The 16,471-nt window shown below is 28.9% G+C and carries 19 protein-coding genes; 1 reads left to right on the top strand and 18 read right to left on the bottom strand.

Annotation, left to right across the window (positions count from 1 at the left end):
* Positions 1-13: 13 nt before the first annotated feature.
* The 12 genes from rplI to rstA all read right to left on the bottom strand — a co-directional run bounded on the left by rplI (position 14) and on the right by rstA (position 8,949).
* Positions 14-463 carry a 50S ribosomal protein L9 gene (rplI, locus tag Q3223_RS12890; protein WP_054272076.1) on the bottom strand — a complete coding sequence of 150 codons (450 nt, stop codon included), beginning with the start codon at positions 461-463 and terminating at the stop codon, positions 14-16.
* Positions 464-2,458: a DHH family phosphoesterase gene (locus tag Q3223_RS12885; RefSeq protein ID WP_054272077.1), complete on the bottom strand. Its 1,995-nt coding sequence runs from the start codon at positions 2,456-2,458 to the stop codon at positions 464-466.
* 10 nt (positions 2,459-2,468) lie between these two features.
* The gene (locus Q3223_RS12880; protein ID WP_054272078.1) at positions 2,469-3,425 is read right to left on the bottom strand and encodes a YybS family protein; all 957 of its coding nucleotides are present in this window, start codon (positions 3,423-3,425) and stop codon (positions 2,469-2,471) included.
* Positions 3,426-3,432: 7 nt separating this feature from the next.
* Positions 3,433-3,753, bottom strand: a complete 321-nt coding sequence (locus Q3223_RS12875; RefSeq protein ID WP_054272079.1) for a MazG-like family protein — start codon at positions 3,751-3,753, stop codon at positions 3,433-3,435.
* A 142-nt stretch (positions 3,754-3,895) separates the two neighbouring features.
* Entirely contained in the window at positions 3,896-4,123 is a 228-nt protein-coding gene (gene rpsR, locus Q3223_RS12870) for a 30S ribosomal protein S18 (RefSeq protein WP_003420527.1), read from the bottom strand.
* A gap of 18 nt (positions 4,124-4,141) precedes the next feature.
* Positions 4,142-4,576, bottom strand: coding sequence for a single-stranded DNA-binding protein (locus tag Q3223_RS12865; protein ID WP_021386628.1), 435 nt, complete (start codon positions 4,574-4,576; stop codon positions 4,142-4,144).
* A 36-nt stretch (positions 4,577-4,612) separates the two neighbouring features.
* Positions 4,613-4,891, bottom strand: coding sequence for a 30S ribosomal protein S6 (gene rpsF / locus Q3223_RS12860; RefSeq protein WP_003420522.1), 279 nt, complete (start codon positions 4,889-4,891; stop codon positions 4,613-4,615).
* A 216-nt stretch (positions 4,892-5,107) separates the two neighbouring features.
* Positions 5,108-6,304: a PLP-dependent aminotransferase family protein gene (locus Q3223_RS12855; RefSeq protein ID WP_054272080.1), complete on the bottom strand. Its 1,197-nt coding sequence runs from the start codon at positions 6,302-6,304 to the stop codon at positions 5,108-5,110.
* A gap of 102 nt (positions 6,305-6,406) precedes the next feature.
* Positions 6,407-6,592, bottom strand: coding sequence for a DUF951 domain-containing protein (locus Q3223_RS12850; protein WP_021386561.1), 186 nt, complete (start codon positions 6,590-6,592; stop codon positions 6,407-6,409).
* 14 nt (positions 6,593-6,606) lie between these two features.
* A complete protein-coding gene (locus Q3223_RS12845; protein WP_054272081.1) occupies positions 6,607-6,870 on the bottom strand; it encodes a DUF3343 domain-containing protein in 264 nt (87 codons plus the stop codon).
* Between the two features lie 79 nt (positions 6,871-6,949).
* Positions 6,950-7,552 (bottom strand): sulfurtransferase-like selenium metabolism protein YedF, encoded by a 603-nt coding sequence (yedF, locus tag Q3223_RS12840; RefSeq protein WP_054272082.1) that lies wholly within the window; start codon positions 7,550-7,552, stop codon positions 6,950-6,952.
* 104 nt (positions 7,553-7,656) lie between these two features.
* On the bottom strand, positions 7,657-8,949 hold the full coding sequence (gene rstA, locus Q3223_RS12835) for a toxin production/motility transcriptional repressor RstA (protein WP_054272083.1): 1,293 nt from the start codon (positions 8,947-8,949) through the stop codon (positions 7,657-7,659).
* Positions 8,950-9,208: 259 nt separating this feature from the next.
* Here rstA and Q3223_RS12830 point away from each other — a divergent pair, with 259 nt between their 5' ends.
* Entirely contained in the window at positions 9,209-9,784 is a 576-nt protein-coding gene (locus tag Q3223_RS12830) for a GerMN domain-containing protein (protein WP_167640168.1), read from the top strand.
* 103 nt (positions 9,785-9,887) lie between these two features.
* Here Q3223_RS12830 and Q3223_RS12825 read toward each other — a convergent pair whose 3' ends face one another.
* The 6 genes from Q3223_RS12825 to mnmG all read right to left on the bottom strand — a co-directional run bounded on the left by Q3223_RS12825 (position 9,888) and on the right by mnmG (position 16,396).
* Positions 9,888-11,033 (bottom strand): aminotransferase class V-fold PLP-dependent enzyme, encoded by a 1,146-nt coding sequence (locus tag Q3223_RS12825; RefSeq protein ID WP_054272085.1) that lies wholly within the window; start codon positions 11,031-11,033, stop codon positions 9,888-9,890.
* Between the two features lie 32 nt (positions 11,034-11,065).
* Positions 11,066-11,929 (bottom strand): ParB/RepB/Spo0J family partition protein, encoded by an 864-nt coding sequence (locus Q3223_RS12820; RefSeq protein ID WP_054272086.1) that lies wholly within the window; start codon positions 11,927-11,929, stop codon positions 11,066-11,068.
* Position 11,930: 1 nt separating this feature from the next.
* Positions 11,931-12,704: a ParA family protein gene (locus Q3223_RS12815; RefSeq protein ID WP_054272087.1), complete on the bottom strand. Its 774-nt coding sequence runs from the start codon at positions 12,702-12,704 to the stop codon at positions 11,931-11,933.
* A gap of 136 nt (positions 12,705-12,840) precedes the next feature.
* Positions 12,841-13,626, bottom strand: a complete 786-nt coding sequence (noc, locus tag Q3223_RS12810; RefSeq protein WP_054272088.1) for a nucleoid occlusion protein — start codon at positions 13,624-13,626, stop codon at positions 12,841-12,843.
* A gap of 162 nt (positions 13,627-13,788) precedes the next feature.
* Entirely contained in the window at positions 13,789-14,508 is a 720-nt protein-coding gene (gene rsmG / locus Q3223_RS12805) for a 16S rRNA (guanine(527)-N(7))-methyltransferase RsmG (protein WP_407812074.1), read from the bottom strand.
* Positions 14,501-16,396 carry a tRNA uridine-5-carboxymethylaminomethyl(34) synthesis enzyme MnmG gene (mnmG, locus tag Q3223_RS12800; RefSeq protein WP_407812073.1) on the bottom strand — a complete coding sequence of 632 codons (1,896 nt, stop codon included), beginning with the start codon at positions 16,394-16,396 and terminating at the stop codon, positions 14,501-14,503. The genes rsmG and mnmG overlap by 8 nt, the downstream gene beginning before the upstream one ends.
* Positions 16,397-16,471: the final 75 nt, after the last annotated feature.

The raw sequence follows: 16,471 nt of genomic DNA, 5'->3' as shown, positions 1-16,471 counted from the left end.
TCACCTCTAGTTATTACTGTTTTTCTTTTACATCTACTCTTATTTTAGTAGTTACTTTTTGATGTATTTTTATTTCTACAAAAGTTGAACCTAGAGTTCTTATTGGTTCATCTAATAATATTTTTCTTTTATCTACATCTATATCTTTTTGTTTCTTTAATTGCTCAGCAATCTCTTTAGCAGTTATTGAACCAAAAAGTCTTCCACCTTCTCCTGCTTTTGAGTATATTTCTATATTGATTTCTTCCATTTGTTTCCCTAATAAAACAGCTTCTTCATATTCTTTTTTCGCTTTTATCTCTTTAGACTTATTCTTTTCATTTAACTCTTTTATTGCTACATTATCTGCTTGCACAGCCATCTTTTTAGGAAATAAGAAATTTCTTGCATATCCATCACTTACTTCTTTCATTTCCCCTTTTTTACCAGTTCCTTTTACATCTTTTAATAATATAACTTTCATCTATTCTTCCTCCTCCAAATACTCCTCTATTATTTTATTTACCATCTTATAAGCTTCTTTTAGAGAAACATCTTTTAACTGTGCTCCAGCTATATCTATATGTCCCCCGCCTCCTAATTTCTCCATAAGCACATGTACATTTATTTGTCCTAAAGACCTCGCACTTATAAATATCGTATCATCTTTTTCACCTAATACAAAGGAAGCCTCTACTTCTTTTATGTTTAATAACTCATCAGCAGTTTGAGCTATTATAACATTTATACTATCTATCTCTGTACTTGAATATGCTAAGCATATTCTATTGTTAATTATTTTAGTACTTTGAATTATTTCAGCTTTTATTATGAAATCTTTCACATCAGAATTGAAGAATTTTTTGACCTCAATAGTATCTGCTCCAACTTTTCTAAGATAAGAAGCAGCTTCAAAAGTCCTAACACCTGTTTTGAATGCAAAGTTTTTAGTATCTAGACTTATTCCTGCTAAAAGACCTTCAGCTGTTAGTTTATTTATTGTTACATCTTCATCCATATATTGAACTAATTCTGTAACCATTTCACAGGTTGAAGATACATATATCTCATGGAATAAAAGTACTGCATCATTTATAAATTCCACACCTCTTCTATGATGGTCTATTACCACTATCTTCTCTGATAGCTTTAATAGCTCTTCACATTCGGTATAATTAGGTCTATGAGTATCAACTACCACGACTAACGTGTTTTTAGTACAGTTGTCAATAGCATCTTCTTTTCCAATAAATAGTTTCTTATAATAATTATTTTCATTTATTTTATTTATAAATATTTCTATAGATTCATTTACCGATTGTAAAACTATATTTGCTGTTTTGTTACAGGATTTACATATGTCATAAACTCCAACTGCAGCTCCCATAGCATCCATATCTGGATATTTATGTCCCATTATATAAACTTGGTCACTTTGTTGTATAACCTCTCTTAAGGCATGACCTATCAATCTAGATTTTACTTTGGTTTTCTTTTCTACAGCTTTAGATTTTCCTCCATAAAATACAAATTTATCTTTTGTTTTTACAACGGCTTGGTCTCCACCTCTACCAAGTGCTAAATCAAGTGCACCTGTAGCAAGTTTTAGGTTCTCATTTAATGTATCTCCATCTATACCAATTCCTATACTTATAGTAACAGGAAGATTATTTCCATAATCAATATGTCTTATTGTATCTAAAATAGAGAACTTCTCAGTTTCTAATTTCTTTAACTCTTTTTTATGCATTACCAAGAAGAATTTATCTTTTGAAGTTCTTCTCAATGCACCATTGGAGTTTAATTCTAAAGCAGAAAGTATTTTTTCTACTTCAACATTAATTAAAGCTCTCTTGTCTTCTGCTGCACTTTTTAATACTTCATCATATCCATCTACTTGTATTAGCATCATTGCATTTTTTTCGTCATCATAATCTTGTTTTACTTTTAAATATTCTGTCTTGTCTATCCAGTATAATATCATCAAATATTTAGGATTCTTTTCTTGATCATTTTTTATAACATTATAAATTATTGTATATTCTTTTTCTTTGTAGTTTATTTCTGTGTACATCTCTTTATTTTCATTCAATACTTTTCTTAAATTAAGATTTTTAACTATCTCTTCTATATTTTTATCAAGTAAATCTTTTTGACCAATCATATCATAAAACTTTCCATTATACCACGATATATTTCCATCAAACTCCAAGATACACAGTGGTATTGGAAGATTTATTATGGCTTTCTTGGTTGTTTCATCTATGTCTAAAGATAAATTTTGAATATACTCTGTCCATTCATGACGTCTAATATTAGTTGTTCTCCAATTGTGAAAAACCATATATACAAAAATACAGAAAAATAAACACCCTACATACAAGTTGTAATAAAGCAAAATTATACTAGAAATACCAATAACAATTATATATAAATTTATTTCTGGCATATTTAATTTAAAGGTTTGTTTATTACTCATTTCTATCCTCCTAAGTGGATTTATAACTTCTCACCTTTCTAAAGTCAATTATACTATCTACCATACCAACAAAAGATATTCCCATAAATCCAAATAAACATAAAATTATCCCTGAAAGAAACATAATTTTATTTGGTCCCTGTCTTATCCATTTCTTTAAAAAATAAATACAAACTGCTATACCTTGAATTACAAACATTAAATTAAAAACTAGCTGTAAATTAGTCATTATTAATTCTGTATATAGTTTTGAACCAATAATTTGAATAAATAAGACTAACAAATAAAGTAAGAAAGTTGTGAGTATAGCATTTCCTGGTAAATAAAAATCTGCAAATTTAGGAAATCTTATATCCATCTTTGTAATTCTTTTGATAAAAAATACACTTAAATAATATGTTACAAATGCTGATAATAACCCTTGTAAAAATAGCATCATTGGTAACATGTTTGTAAAATAGCTTACAATCTCATCTGGCTTCATCTTATCAAATATTTTAAGTTCAGTTGCTGAAAAACTATTCTTTTGGATGTTTACAATTTCTGCTATCATCTTAGAAACTTCATCTAATAAATTTACATTTAAAAATGTTTTTAATACAAAGAAATATACAAGCATTGAAAGTACAAATATTATTGTTCCACCATATATGGGTTCAAATTTATTGCTATCTTCTTGTTCAAAACTTCTCTTTAACATCTTTCCTATTGCTATACCTGGTAAAGAATACATTATACATATATTTAATGCATAAGAAATGTCTGCAAATAGAATTAGTACGCAAAATGTAATCAAAATAGATATAAAAGAATACCTTCTATCAGTAATAGCACCTATAATTACATATGGAACAGCTGCTAATATACTAAACATTCCTAGCATTGGAATATAGGCTATTACTAAAGCGATTATTATAGCTAAAACTATTATATGCATTGCTTTAGATAGTCTAATTTTATTATTCAATTTAATATCACTCCCTATTATCCATATGTTTTTTTAAATTAGATAAATCTCCATACCATCTTTCAACACTATGCTCTTCATCTATACCAATTTTTATTTTTTCTTTGACTTTATAATCCACATCTCTAAAACTAATTCCTAATCTCTTTGCTAAGAGATATGTTATCATTATTATATTTGCTAGAGTATCTTGAATTGCTTCATCTAAAGGTTTTACCCCTTTAAATAATAAGTTAAACAAATCACTTACACTCATTAATATTTCTGTTTTCATCCATTCTATTATCTTTATGTTTCTCGTTATTTCAGAACCTTTATCTATTTTCACGTTTACAACCCTCCTTAATATATAATATTATATCATAAATAATAATATATTTAAGTATATAAACAAAAAAACGAGCTTTATAGCTCGCTTCATTTAGATATATAAATACCTATAATAAAAAATGAGCACAAGGCTCATTTTTTTAGTCTAATGTATATGGTAAAAGTGCTATATTTCTCGCTCTTTTTATAGCAACTGTTAATTCTCTTTGATGCTTAGCACAAGTTCCAGATATTCTTCTTGGTAATATCTTTCCTCTTTCAGTTATATACTTTTGTAATCTTTGAGTACTTTTGTAATCTATTTTAGCGTTTTTGTCAGCACAGAATTGACAAACTCTTTTTTTCTTACGTCTTTTTTTATTCATCATGACTTTTTTCCCTCCTTTTTAAAATGGTATATCGTCATCATCTATAGCTTGGAAACCTTGTGGGTCTAGACCTTGAGGTTCAAAGCTTGGCTCAAAAGCTGGAGCACTTTCTCTATATGAATTTTCCGATTTATTCTTACTATCCAAAGCTTGTACTGATCTAGTACTTACTTTTGTAAAAGTTCTCTTTTCACCTGATTGTGTCTGATAATTGTCTACTCTTATAGATCCTTGCAATGCAACTAATCTACCTTTAGTTATGTAGTTAGCACAAAATTCAGCAGATTTACCCATTACTTCAACAGGTATAAAATCAGTTTCTTTAGATCCATCTTTTTTTACATAGTCTCTATCAATGGCTATTGTAAAGGATGCCACTGGTGTTCCTGTACCTGGGATGTATCTTAATTCAGGGTCTTTAGTTAATCTTCCCACTAATACAACTTGATTCATAAAAACACCACCTATTTTTTATAATAAAACCAGTTATTAAGCAACAACTATCATGTGTCTTATTACGTTTTCATTTATCTTTAAGTTTCTGTCTATCTCTTTAGGAACGTCTACTGCTGATTTAAAGTTAACTAATACGTAAAAACCTTCTGTAAACTTAGCTATTGGATAAGCTAATTTTTTAGTTCCCCAAGTATCAACTTTAACTATTTCTCCGTCAGTTGCAACAACTTCCTTAACTTTGTTTAGTATAGCCTCTCTTACTTCTTCATCAGAGTTTGGCTTTACCACATAAACTAATTCATAATTTCTCACTATAATTCACCTCCCTTTGGACTTAACGGCTCTACACTCTTAGAGCAGAGAAATGAGACTAAAATCTCATACCTACACATTTTATCATTTATTCTCATTTATGTCAATTTAAATTTTGGACAAAGTTTAATATAAGGCAAATTATATATTCTTAAATTAACAAGGGATGGCAATAGCCATCCCCTATAATATATCTATATAAGTTATTATTTTTAATTAAGCTTCAACACCCATAGCTTCTTTTAAAACTGATGCTATATTTTTTATACCTTCTATTATTTTTTCTTCTGGCATATTTGAATAGTTAAGTCTGAAAGTATTTTCTCTACCACCATTAGGGAAGAATCCTCCTCCAGCAACATAAGCAACATTCTTTTCTAAGCATTTTGGCATTAATTCTTTAGCATTTAAATTACTTGGAAGCTCTACCCATGTAAATAATCCACCTTCTGGATGAGTAAATACTAATCCTTCTGGGAATTCTTCTTCCATAGTCTTAAGCATTACATCTCTACGTTTAATATAAACTGCTTTAATTTTTTCAACGTGTGCATCTAAGTCATACATATCCATGAATTTACTTACTTCCATTTGAGATATAGTTGATGCTTGTAAGTCTGCACCTTGTTTTGCAAAGTTAAATTTAGATAATATTTCTGGAGAAGCACAAGTCCATCCTAATCTGTATCCTGGGCAGAATATTTTAGAGAAAGTTCCTAAGAATATTACTAATCCTTTTGTATCCATTGATTTTAAAGATGGTAAAGATTCTCCTTCAAATCTTAAATCTCCATATGGATTATCTTCTATTACTGGTATTTCAAATTTGTTTACTATTTCCATGAATTTTTTACGTCTTTCAAGTGGCCAAGTTCTTCCTGTTGGATTTTGGAAGTCAGGAATTACGTAAATCATTTTTATTCTATCAGTTGTTTCTAGTATTTTTTCTAATTCTTCCATTATCATTCCATCAGAATCAGTTGGAACGTCTATGAATTTAGGTTGATAAGATTTAAATGCATTTATAGCTCCTATGTAAGATGGGCTTTCACATAAAATTACATCACCTTCATCAATAAATACTTTTCCTGCAAAATCTAGACCTTGTTGAGAACCACTTGTAACTAATATATCGTCTTTGTCTACATTAGTTTGATTTTTCTCATTCATTCTAGCTGCTATTTTCTCTCTTAATGGTTCATATCCTTCTGTTGTAGTATATTGCATAGCTGATCTTCCATTTTCTTCAAGCACTGCAACTGATACTTTTTTCATTTCTTCAACTGGAAATAATTCTGGAGCAGGCATTCCACCAGCAAAAGATATTATTTGTGGTTGTTGAGTAAGTTTTAAAAGCTCACGTATTTCAGATCCTTGTAAACCTTCCATTCTTCTTGCATATTTAATTGCCATAATTAAAGCACCCCCATGAAAATGTTTTCTTCATTTTCTATTATACCAAAATTTCGGATATTAATATACGGTATTTGACATTTTTTAAATGTTAATTTTATATCATTCTTTTATTAGCTTTTTTACTCTCTTTTCTAAGGTCTCTCTATCAAGCATTATTAACCTTGAACATTTGGTACATTTTATCTTTATATCCATTCCAGTTCTTATAATTTCGAATTCTTTACATCCACATGCGTGTTGTTTTTTTAATTCGACAATGTCTCCTATTTTTAAATCCATTGGCATAAATAATTAGCCTCCTAATCTAGCTTCTCTGCTTCTTTCGAACCATCTTCTAATTTACTTATACAATAAATTCCTTTTATATCTACATTATTTTCAGTTAAAATTGTTTTTATATTTTCCATGTCTTCAAAAGAAAATTTAATTGATATCCCACAACTTGCTGTTATTTCTCTTGGTGTTGGAAGAGCCATTACCTTTAGACCATTTTCACCAAATAACTTTTCTGATCTTATTGCATGATGTGTCGAATTAAATGACACTATATACATCTGATTCATTGCTTAATCCTTTCTGACTATCTGTTTTTCTTTAAATTAATCATTATTATTAGTTTTTATATTATTAAACAAACGTACATTATATAGAAATAGTATTTGATGCATTCTTTAATGTTTCAACTATAGTATACATATTTGTAACTGAACCTACTTGTAGTTTGTCTTTTAAATTGTAGTAGTCTAAACAAGTACCACAAGATAAGACTTCTACGCCTTCATTTTCAAGTATTTTTAAATTTTCTATAGTTTCTTCATTTTCAGCACTTAGTGTTACTCCTCCATTAACTAAAAGTACATATTTAGGATAAGGCTTAGATTCAGTTAAAGTATATATAAATCCTTTTATTAATACTTTCCCTAATTCATCATTTCCAAGCCCCATTTTGTCTGAAGATATAAATATACATGTATCTTCTAGTTTACATTCTTCCTTGTCTACAATATCTTGTTTATCTAAGATATTTTGACCTTTTATAATTTCTATAGATATAAAATTTTCTTTTTCGTCAACAATACTTGCCTCACAATTTAAAGATTTAGCAAGTTTTAATACATTTTCTTTAGCTGTTTCATTGTCAACTGTTGTAACTACAATACCTTCTTCTATTTTATCTAATTCCTTTTTTGTATTTATAACTGGTTTAGGACAAGCAAGTCCTCTAGCATCTATTTTTATACTCATTGTTTGATTCATCTCCTTAAAAATATTCATACAATTTATATTTTATCATAGATGTTATCTTGCTTGTTATAGATTGTTTCTATAACCTTATAGGTTTATTTTTCTTACATTATTTCTAGATTTTTATACATAAATACACCTTTTTGATAATATTCTAACTCTTTTTCTTTTGAGATACTTGAATATAATTGACCTAAGTCTATATATAAATTAGCCAATATTCTACTATTTCCTAGGTCTGATACTATTTTTATACATTTGATTAAATACTCAATTGCAAGGGTAATCTCATTTTGATTCTTATACATATTAGAGTAGAATTTTAATGCTCTATATTCATTGAACTTATTTTTATTTTTTATTGATGAAGCTAAGGCTATCTTACAATATTTTCTAGCTAAATCATAATCTTCTTTATCTATATATGCTTCTATTATCTTGAATAATCCTGACATCATATATTCATCTTCATCATTTTTCTTTATGTCATATACCTTTTGTGAATATTCAAGTACTCTATCTGTTTCACCTATTTTTCTGTAAACATCACAAATTGTTAAATATACATTTGCTAATCCAGTTTTATTATCTTCATTTTCAAGTATCTTTAATGCTTTTTTAAAATAATCTTTTGATTCCTCATATTTTCCTATCTCAAGCATGTTATTTGCTTTTAACACCAAAATATCGACATCTTCTTTTCTATCATTTCTATTGTCTATTTCATTTATCTTATCTATGTACTTCAATGACATATTTGGATTATCTAATTTTATGTAACAATATGCCATCTTACTATATAGTTCCTTGTATATATTAACATCCTCAAATTTACTCTCTGACAAAATTTCTTCTGCAAAATTAAAGTGGCTTATAGCACCTTTATAAAAGTCTTCTTGCATGTATATCTTTCCTATATTTAAATAGCACTTAAGTATATTTTCACTATCACTATTTTTTATAAAGAAGTATAATGCCTTTTCAAAGTTTTCTATAGCATCATTATAATCAGATTTTTTTAGGTTAATATTAGCCATTAAAAAATTACATCTGCCATAGTTCTCCATTAAATCGTATCTCTTACATATATTTAAAACTTCTTTTATTTGGTCCTCAGCCTTGTTTAACTCATTTTCTTTTATGTAGATTTCGCTCTGTAGTATTAAATTATCAGTTATCTTTTTTGACTGCATTTCTTTGGTTTCTAATAAATACTCTACACTTACATCTAACTTATCGCCTAGATATTCCAACAGTTCATAACTAGTATGAGATTTATCTCTCTCTATATGGCTTATTTGTGCTGCTGTTATCCTATCTCCAGCTAATTCTTTTAATGTCATGTTTTTTTCTTTTCTTAATTTTTTAATCTTTTCTCCTAAGCTCAAAATTTCCATACTATTCCCACCTTTTGAAGACATTTTTTTATAATATAATTATAAATTATATTTATTTTAAAAACACTACTTTTATTTTACAATATTTTCTGTGTACATTAAATGATTTCCCATAAAAATGACTAAAATTTAGTTTATTTTGGATTTAATTAATTTAAATAAATCATTTTTTAAATTTGTTACTATTTTGTATTCATATATTTGCTCATAACGACTATAATTATATATAAGAATAGTTTTTATGAGAGGAGAAATTTTTATGAAAAATAAGAAAATAATGTTAGTGTTAAGTATATTATCTATATCTATATTCGCAATTGGTTGTACTAATGCTCAAGTTGGGAATGATACACCTAAAAAAGAAACTAAGAGTAATACAAATGTTGAGCAACCAAAAGAAGAAAATAATGCCGAGAAAGAGGTTCCTAATAAAAAAGCTACTTCTACTCCAAAAGAGGAAAATAAAACTCAATCAGCTATTATTTACTCTTTCGATGTAGACCAGACAGATTTAATAGAAAACAAAGTTGACCTAAACAAAGTTGATGAAAATACTTTATTTGAGGAGCTTCAAAAACTTAAAGTTGTTCCAGAATCTGCAAAATTAAACTCATTTACTACAAAAGACATTGATGGTGTAAAAACTGGTATATTAGATGTTAATTCTGATTTTACAAAGTCAAACTTAGGTAGTGATGCAGAAACTTTAATGCTTGATTCAGTTGCTCGTACTTACATAAAAAATATGAATGTTGAACAAATAAAACTTACTGTTGATGGTGCTAATTATGAAAGTGGCCATATAGTTCTTGAAGAAGGAGATTACTTAAAGTAATTTTTTAGGACACACTTTAAGATACATTTAAGGCATACTAAAATAGTGTAGATTATATAATCTACACTATTTTTTATATTCTTTAATTCTATAATACTTAATATTACTTATTATTTTTTGAAATTTTCTTTAAAGCTTCTACTGCTTTATCTATTTCATCTTTTGTATTGAAATATCCTATGCTAAATCTTACTGCACCTTGTTTTAAAGTGCCTAAAGTGGTATGTGCTAGTGGAGAACAATGTATTCCTGATCTAGTTGCTATATTATAATCACTGTCTAGTAAAAAAGTAACCTCTCCAGAATCCATGTTTCCTATATTTATAGCTATTACAGACGCTCTTTTTTTACTATCTTTTGGTCCATATATCTTTATATCTGGCACTTCCTCTAACTTGTCTATCATATATTGACATAATTCTTCTTCATGTTGTCTTATATTGTTGATTCCTCTTTCAAATATAAATAATACACCTTGGTTAAGACCTGCTATACCTGGAGTATTATGAGTCCCTGACTCATATTTATCTGGGAACAATTCTGGTTGAACCATTTCTTCTGACTTACTTCCTGTTCCACCTTCTTTTAATATATTTAGATTTAAACCATCTCTTACGTATAGTATACCTGTTCCTTGAGGTCCAAATAAGCATTTATGACCTGGCATTGCCAACATGTCTATATTAAATTCATTTACATCTATATCATAGACACCTGCTGTTTGTGATGCATCTACTAAAAATAATATATTATGTTTTTTAGCTATTTCTCCAACCTTCTTTATATCTATTAAAGTACCACATACATTAGATGCATGTGTCGTTACAATCAATTTAGTGTTTCCCTTTATTGACTTCTCTAATTCTTCATAATCTAGAAAGCCTTCATAATCGCATTTTACTACAGTATTTTCAATACCTCTTTTTTCCAATGCTTTTATAGGTCTTATTACTGAATTATGCTCCATAGATGTTGTTATTACATGGTCACCATCCTGTAATACACCTTTTATTGCTAGATTTAAAGAATCTGTAGCATTAGATGTAAATACTATATTCATAGGATTGCTCACATTAAATAACTTAGCTATATTCTCTCTTGTATCATATATTTCCCTAGCAGCTCTCATAGCAAGCTTATGTCCAGCTCTACCTGGATTTGCACAGTAGTTCTTCATACAATCTAAAACAGCATCATACACTCTTTCTGGTTTTGGATATGTAGTTGCAGCATTATCTAAATAAATCATAACAATCTTCCTCTCCGTTTTATAGTTTTGTTTTATTCAAGAAGCATTGATACAATACTGTTTAAATCATCATCATTGTAGTATTCTATCTCTATTTTACCTTTTTTCTTTCCTTTAGAAATATTTACCTTCGTCCCAAATATATTTCTAAGTTTATCTTCTACATCTAAGATAAATACATCCTTAGGCTTAGATTTTTTTGGTACTTCTTCTTTGTTTTCAGATATTTTTTTAGCTATATTTTCGACTTCTCTTACAGAAAGCTCTTCTTCTTCTACTTTTTTTGCTATTTGTAGCTGTAAATCCTTATCTACAATTCTCAACAACGCCTTACCATGCCCTGCTGTAATTCTACCACTATCTATCATATCTATAACATCTTGTCCAAGATTTAAAAGTCTTAGAGTATTAGTTATATGAGGTCTGCTTTTACCAACAGCTTCTGATATTTCCTCTTGAGTTACATTATAATGTTCTATTAAGCTTTTATATGCTAGGGCCTCTTCTATTGAGTTTAAATCTTCTCTCTGTAAATTTTCAATTAAAGCTATCTCCATTATGTCTTTCATATCTATATCTTTAATTATAGCAGGTATTTGACTTTTATTTGCAAGTTTTGATGCTCTAAATCTTCTTTCTCCCGCTATTATCATGTATTTGTCATTTTCATCCATCTTAACTACTATTGGTTGTAATACGCCATAATTTTTTATAGAATCAGATAATACTTTTATTTTTTCTTCATCAAACTGTTTTCTAGGCTGAACTTCGTTTGGATATATTTTGTCTATATCGATGTTGATTATCTCTTTTTCTGAAGTTTCTCCTTTAATTTCTGGTATCAATGCACTAAGACCTCTACCCAATCTGTTACTTCTTTTAGACTTATTCTCCATACTAATATTCCTCCTCTTCTAAATCTATAAATTCTTCTGCTAGTTCCAAATAAGCTATAGAGCCCCTACACCTTTTATCATAGTAAATAACAGGTTTTCCATGACTTGGAGCTTCTGCAAGCCTTACATTTCTTGGAATTAGAGTTGTATATACACTTCCTTTAAAATATTTTTTGACTTCTTCAACTACTTGTATTGATAGATTAGCTCTCCCATCAAACATACTTAAAACAACACCCTGAATCTCTATGTCTGCATTTAATCTTGATTTTACCAATTTTATAGTCTCCATCAATTGACTAACTCCCTCTAAAGCATAATATTCACATTGTATAGGAATTAAGACACTATCTACAGCAGTTAGACAATTTATTGTAAGCATCCCAAGTGAGGGTGGACAATCTAAAAATATATAATCATATTCATCTGCTACTGCTTTTATGGAATTTCTTAAAATATACTCTCTATTACTTTTAGAAGTAAGTTCTATTTCTGCACCTGATAACTCAGTAGCTGATGGAACTAAATCGATATTTTCAAACTCAGTATTTATTATTGCTTCTTTAATATGTAACCCATCTAGCATAATTTCATAGATTGTATTTTCTACTTCATTTTTATTAATACCATATCCACTAGTTGTATTTCCTTGAGGGTCCAAATCTAATACTAATATTTTCTTTCCTAAGATTCCTAAACTAGCACTTAAATTTACATTTGTTGTAGTTTTTCCGACTCCACCCTTTTGATTGAATACAGCTATAACTTTGCCCATGATGTTCCCCCCCTTTAAGAATTAAATTAATTTTAAATGTTGACTAGGTGATTTTATAATTACAAATAATGTCTATAAATCAATTTATATTACAAGGCTTATATTACAAAAAAAGATTACTGGTAAGCAGTAATCTCTATTTTTTAGGAATTTTTACAACGACTTCCATGTAATCTCCCTTATCTATTTCATTATACTTAGCATCAATTCCTGTATTTGATATAGCATCAAAGGCCTGCTTTATAGTATTTATGTAAATTCTTATACTCATAGCACCCTTTATATTCTGTTTTTTATCAGGCTCTTCTTGAATTTTGGTTTCTTCTAATATCTCTTGTATCAATTTCTCTGTTTTTTTAACAGTTAATTCATTCTTTATAACTTTATCTAGTACATTTTGCATTAAATCTTCACTTGGTAGTTTAAGGAATGCTCTAGCATGTCTCTCTGTTAAGTTATTCTCTATCAGCTTCATTTTTATGTTGTTTGGAAGCTTTAATATTCTAAGCTTGTTTGCTACAGTAGATTGATTTTTGCCCAATTTCTCTGCTAGTTGCTGTTGAGTGAAAGCATGTTCTTTTATTAAGTTTTCATAACCAATTGCTTCTTCAATGAAATTTAAGTCTTCTCGTTGCAAATTTTCTAATAACGCTAGAACAGCAGAAGATTCATCGTTCATATTATTTATAATTGCTGGTACAGTTTTAAGTTCTGCCAATTTAGCTGCTCTTAATCTTCTTTCTCCAGCAATTAGTTCATATTTACCATCTTTTGCTCTAACTGTTATAGGTTGAATTATACCATATACCTTTATAGAATTACTCAATTCCTCCAATGAAACTTGTGAAAATATTTTTCTTGGTTGGTATGGATTTGGAACTACATCTTCTATAGGTATCTCCATAACTCTTTTATCTTCCATAACATACCTCTCTTATTTTAGATATAAATATTTTTGTTCTCTATATGTACATACAAATTTATTTCTGCATCCACTTTAATAATTCCTTTATTTTTGTTTTGTTTAAGATAAGCTTAATTATTTCCTGAGAAATAATTAAGCTTACCTATAATAATCTTTTAACTATATAATAGGATTCTTAGCTGGTTTCCCAGCCTTTCTAGGGTACTTAACTGGTGTTTCTTTTATTTTTTTAAAAACTAATATATTATGATTTAAATCTATTTCTGGCAATTCCACATCTATTTTTTCAACAAATTCTAGCCCCAAAATATCAATAGCTTTTTGTGATTCTTCTAGTTCTAAATTAGCATTTGGTCCCTTTAGACAAATGAAATATCCTCCAACCTTTACAAATGGTACACAAAATTCCATAAGAATTGGTAATCCAGCTACAGCTCTCGCTGTAGCAATATCATATTTTTCTCTATACTTTTCATCTTTACCAAAATCCTCAGCTCTTCCATGTATAAATTTAATATTAGCTAGCTCTAGTTCTCTACTAACTTCCTCTAAGAAGTTTATTCTTTTATTTAAAGAATCTAATAAGGTAAGCTCTAAATCATCTAAGCATATTTTTAATGGTAGACCAGGAAACCCAGCACCTGTACCAACATCTATTATAGACATACCATTTTTTATATATCCATTTTTTACAGCTGAAATAGAATCTAAAAAATGCTTCACATATACCTCTTTTTCATCTTCTATACCAGTAAGATTCATTTTTTGATTCCAATCAACTAGTATTTCTCTATATTTTTTAAATTTTTCTAGCATACTCTCATTAATAATTATGTTAAAACCTTCAATCCCATTTTTCAGAAGTTCTATGTTATTCACCTTTGCCACCTCTAGTTCTTCTAACTTGTTCTAGATATATAAGCAAAACAGATATATCAGCTGGAGAAACTCCAGATATACGAGAAGCTTGTCCTATTGAAATAGGTTTTATATCATCCAACTTCTGTCTTGCTTCTAATCGAAGTCCTTCTATAGATGCATAATTTATTTTCTCATCTAACTTTTTATTTTCAAGTTTCTTAAATTGATCTATTTGTTTTAATTGTTTTTCTATATAACCTTCATATTTAGTTATTATTACACATTGTTCTTTGACTTCCCTTGAAACATCTTCGCCAGCGCCTTTTCCTAATTCTTCAAGTAATTCATAAGTAACCTCTGGTCTCTTTAAAAACTCGTATAACGAAATTCCAACCTTTATTGGTGTCGCTCCTTTTGCTTCCAACAGGCTATTTACTTCTTTTGGTGTAACTCTTTCATTTTTTAATCTTTCAAATTCTTTCTCTACAGCAGTCTTTTTATTTATGAATCTTTCATATCTATCTTTTTTAACTAATCCTATGTCATAACCTTTTTGAGTTAGTCTCATATCTGCATTATCTTGTCTCAAATACAATCTGTATTCTGCTCTTGATGTCATCATTCTATAAGGCTCATTAGTCCCTTTAGTCACAAGGTCATCCAATAAAACACCTATATATGCCTCTGAACGGTCTAATACAAAAGGTTCTTTTCCTTCTATCTTTCTAACTGCATTGATGCCAGCCATAAGCCCTTGAGCTGCGGCCTCCTCATATCCAGAAGTCCCATTAAATTGTCCAGCACTAAATAAGTTCTCAACTCCCTTTATTTCCAAACTTATTTTTAGTTGTGTTGGGTCAACACAATCATATTCGATGGCATATGCAGGTCTCATTATCTTACAGTTTTCAAGTCCTTTTATCGTCTTGTACATATCTAATTGCACTTCAAAAGGCAAACTAGTTGAGATTCCTTGGATATACATCTCTTTAGTATTTAAACCTTCTGGTTCTATAAATAGTTGATGTGATGTTTTATCACTAAATCTCACCACTTTATCTTCTATAGAAGGACAATATCTTGGCCCAGTACTTTCTATTACTCCACTATACATAGCAGACCTTTTTAAATTTTCCAATATAACCCTCTGAGTTTCTTCAGTAGTTCTTGTTAAATAACAAGGCTCTTGTTCTTTTTCTATATTTTCATTCATAAATGAGAAAGGAGTTACTTTTTCATCACCTTCCTGTAAAGACATCACAGAAAAGTCTATACTATCTCTATGAACTCTAGCTGGAGTTCCTGTCTTAAATCTTCTCATTCTCAGACCCAATTCAACTAAACTATCTGTAAGGTATTTTGCATATCCTAATGCATTAGGTCCTTCATAAAATGCAACCTCACCCATATATATTTTTGAATTTAAATAAACTCCAGTAGCTAGTATTACAACTTTAGATTTAAATGAACATCCTAGCTTAGTTCCAACTCCTGTTACAACATTTCCTTCATGTAACATTTCCACAACTTCATCCATAGTTATATCAAGGTTTGGTTCATTTTCTAACGTCTTTTTCATTTCTTCATGATATTTAAATTTATCTGCTTGAGCTCTTAAAGAGTGCACTGCTGGTCCTTTGGCAGTGTTTAACATTCTACTTTGTATATATGTCTTGTCTATATTTAATCCCATTTGACCACCTAAGGCATCTATTTCCTTAACTAATTGACCTTTACCAGTTCCACCAATTGATGGATTACAAGGCATCAATGCTATAGAGTCTAAAGACATTGTTATTATCAAAGTTTTATATCCCATTCTTGCAGTAGCCAAGGCAGCTTCACATCCAGCATGTCCTGCCCCAACTACTATAACATCATATTTTCCTGCTTCAAACTTTATCATTTATAATTCCTTTCTTTTAAATTAATGTTTCATGAGAAACACTATAATTTTTTAAAACCTCTATAATCAAAAAAT

This window comes from Clostridioides sp. GD02367, assembly GCF_045900275.1.
GTDB lineage: Bacteria > Bacillota > Clostridia > Peptostreptococcales > Peptostreptococcaceae > Clostridioides > Clostridioides difficile_A.
The sequence above is the reverse complement of the archived record's forward strand: the minus strand, read 5'-3'. Positions and strand labels throughout refer to the sequence as shown.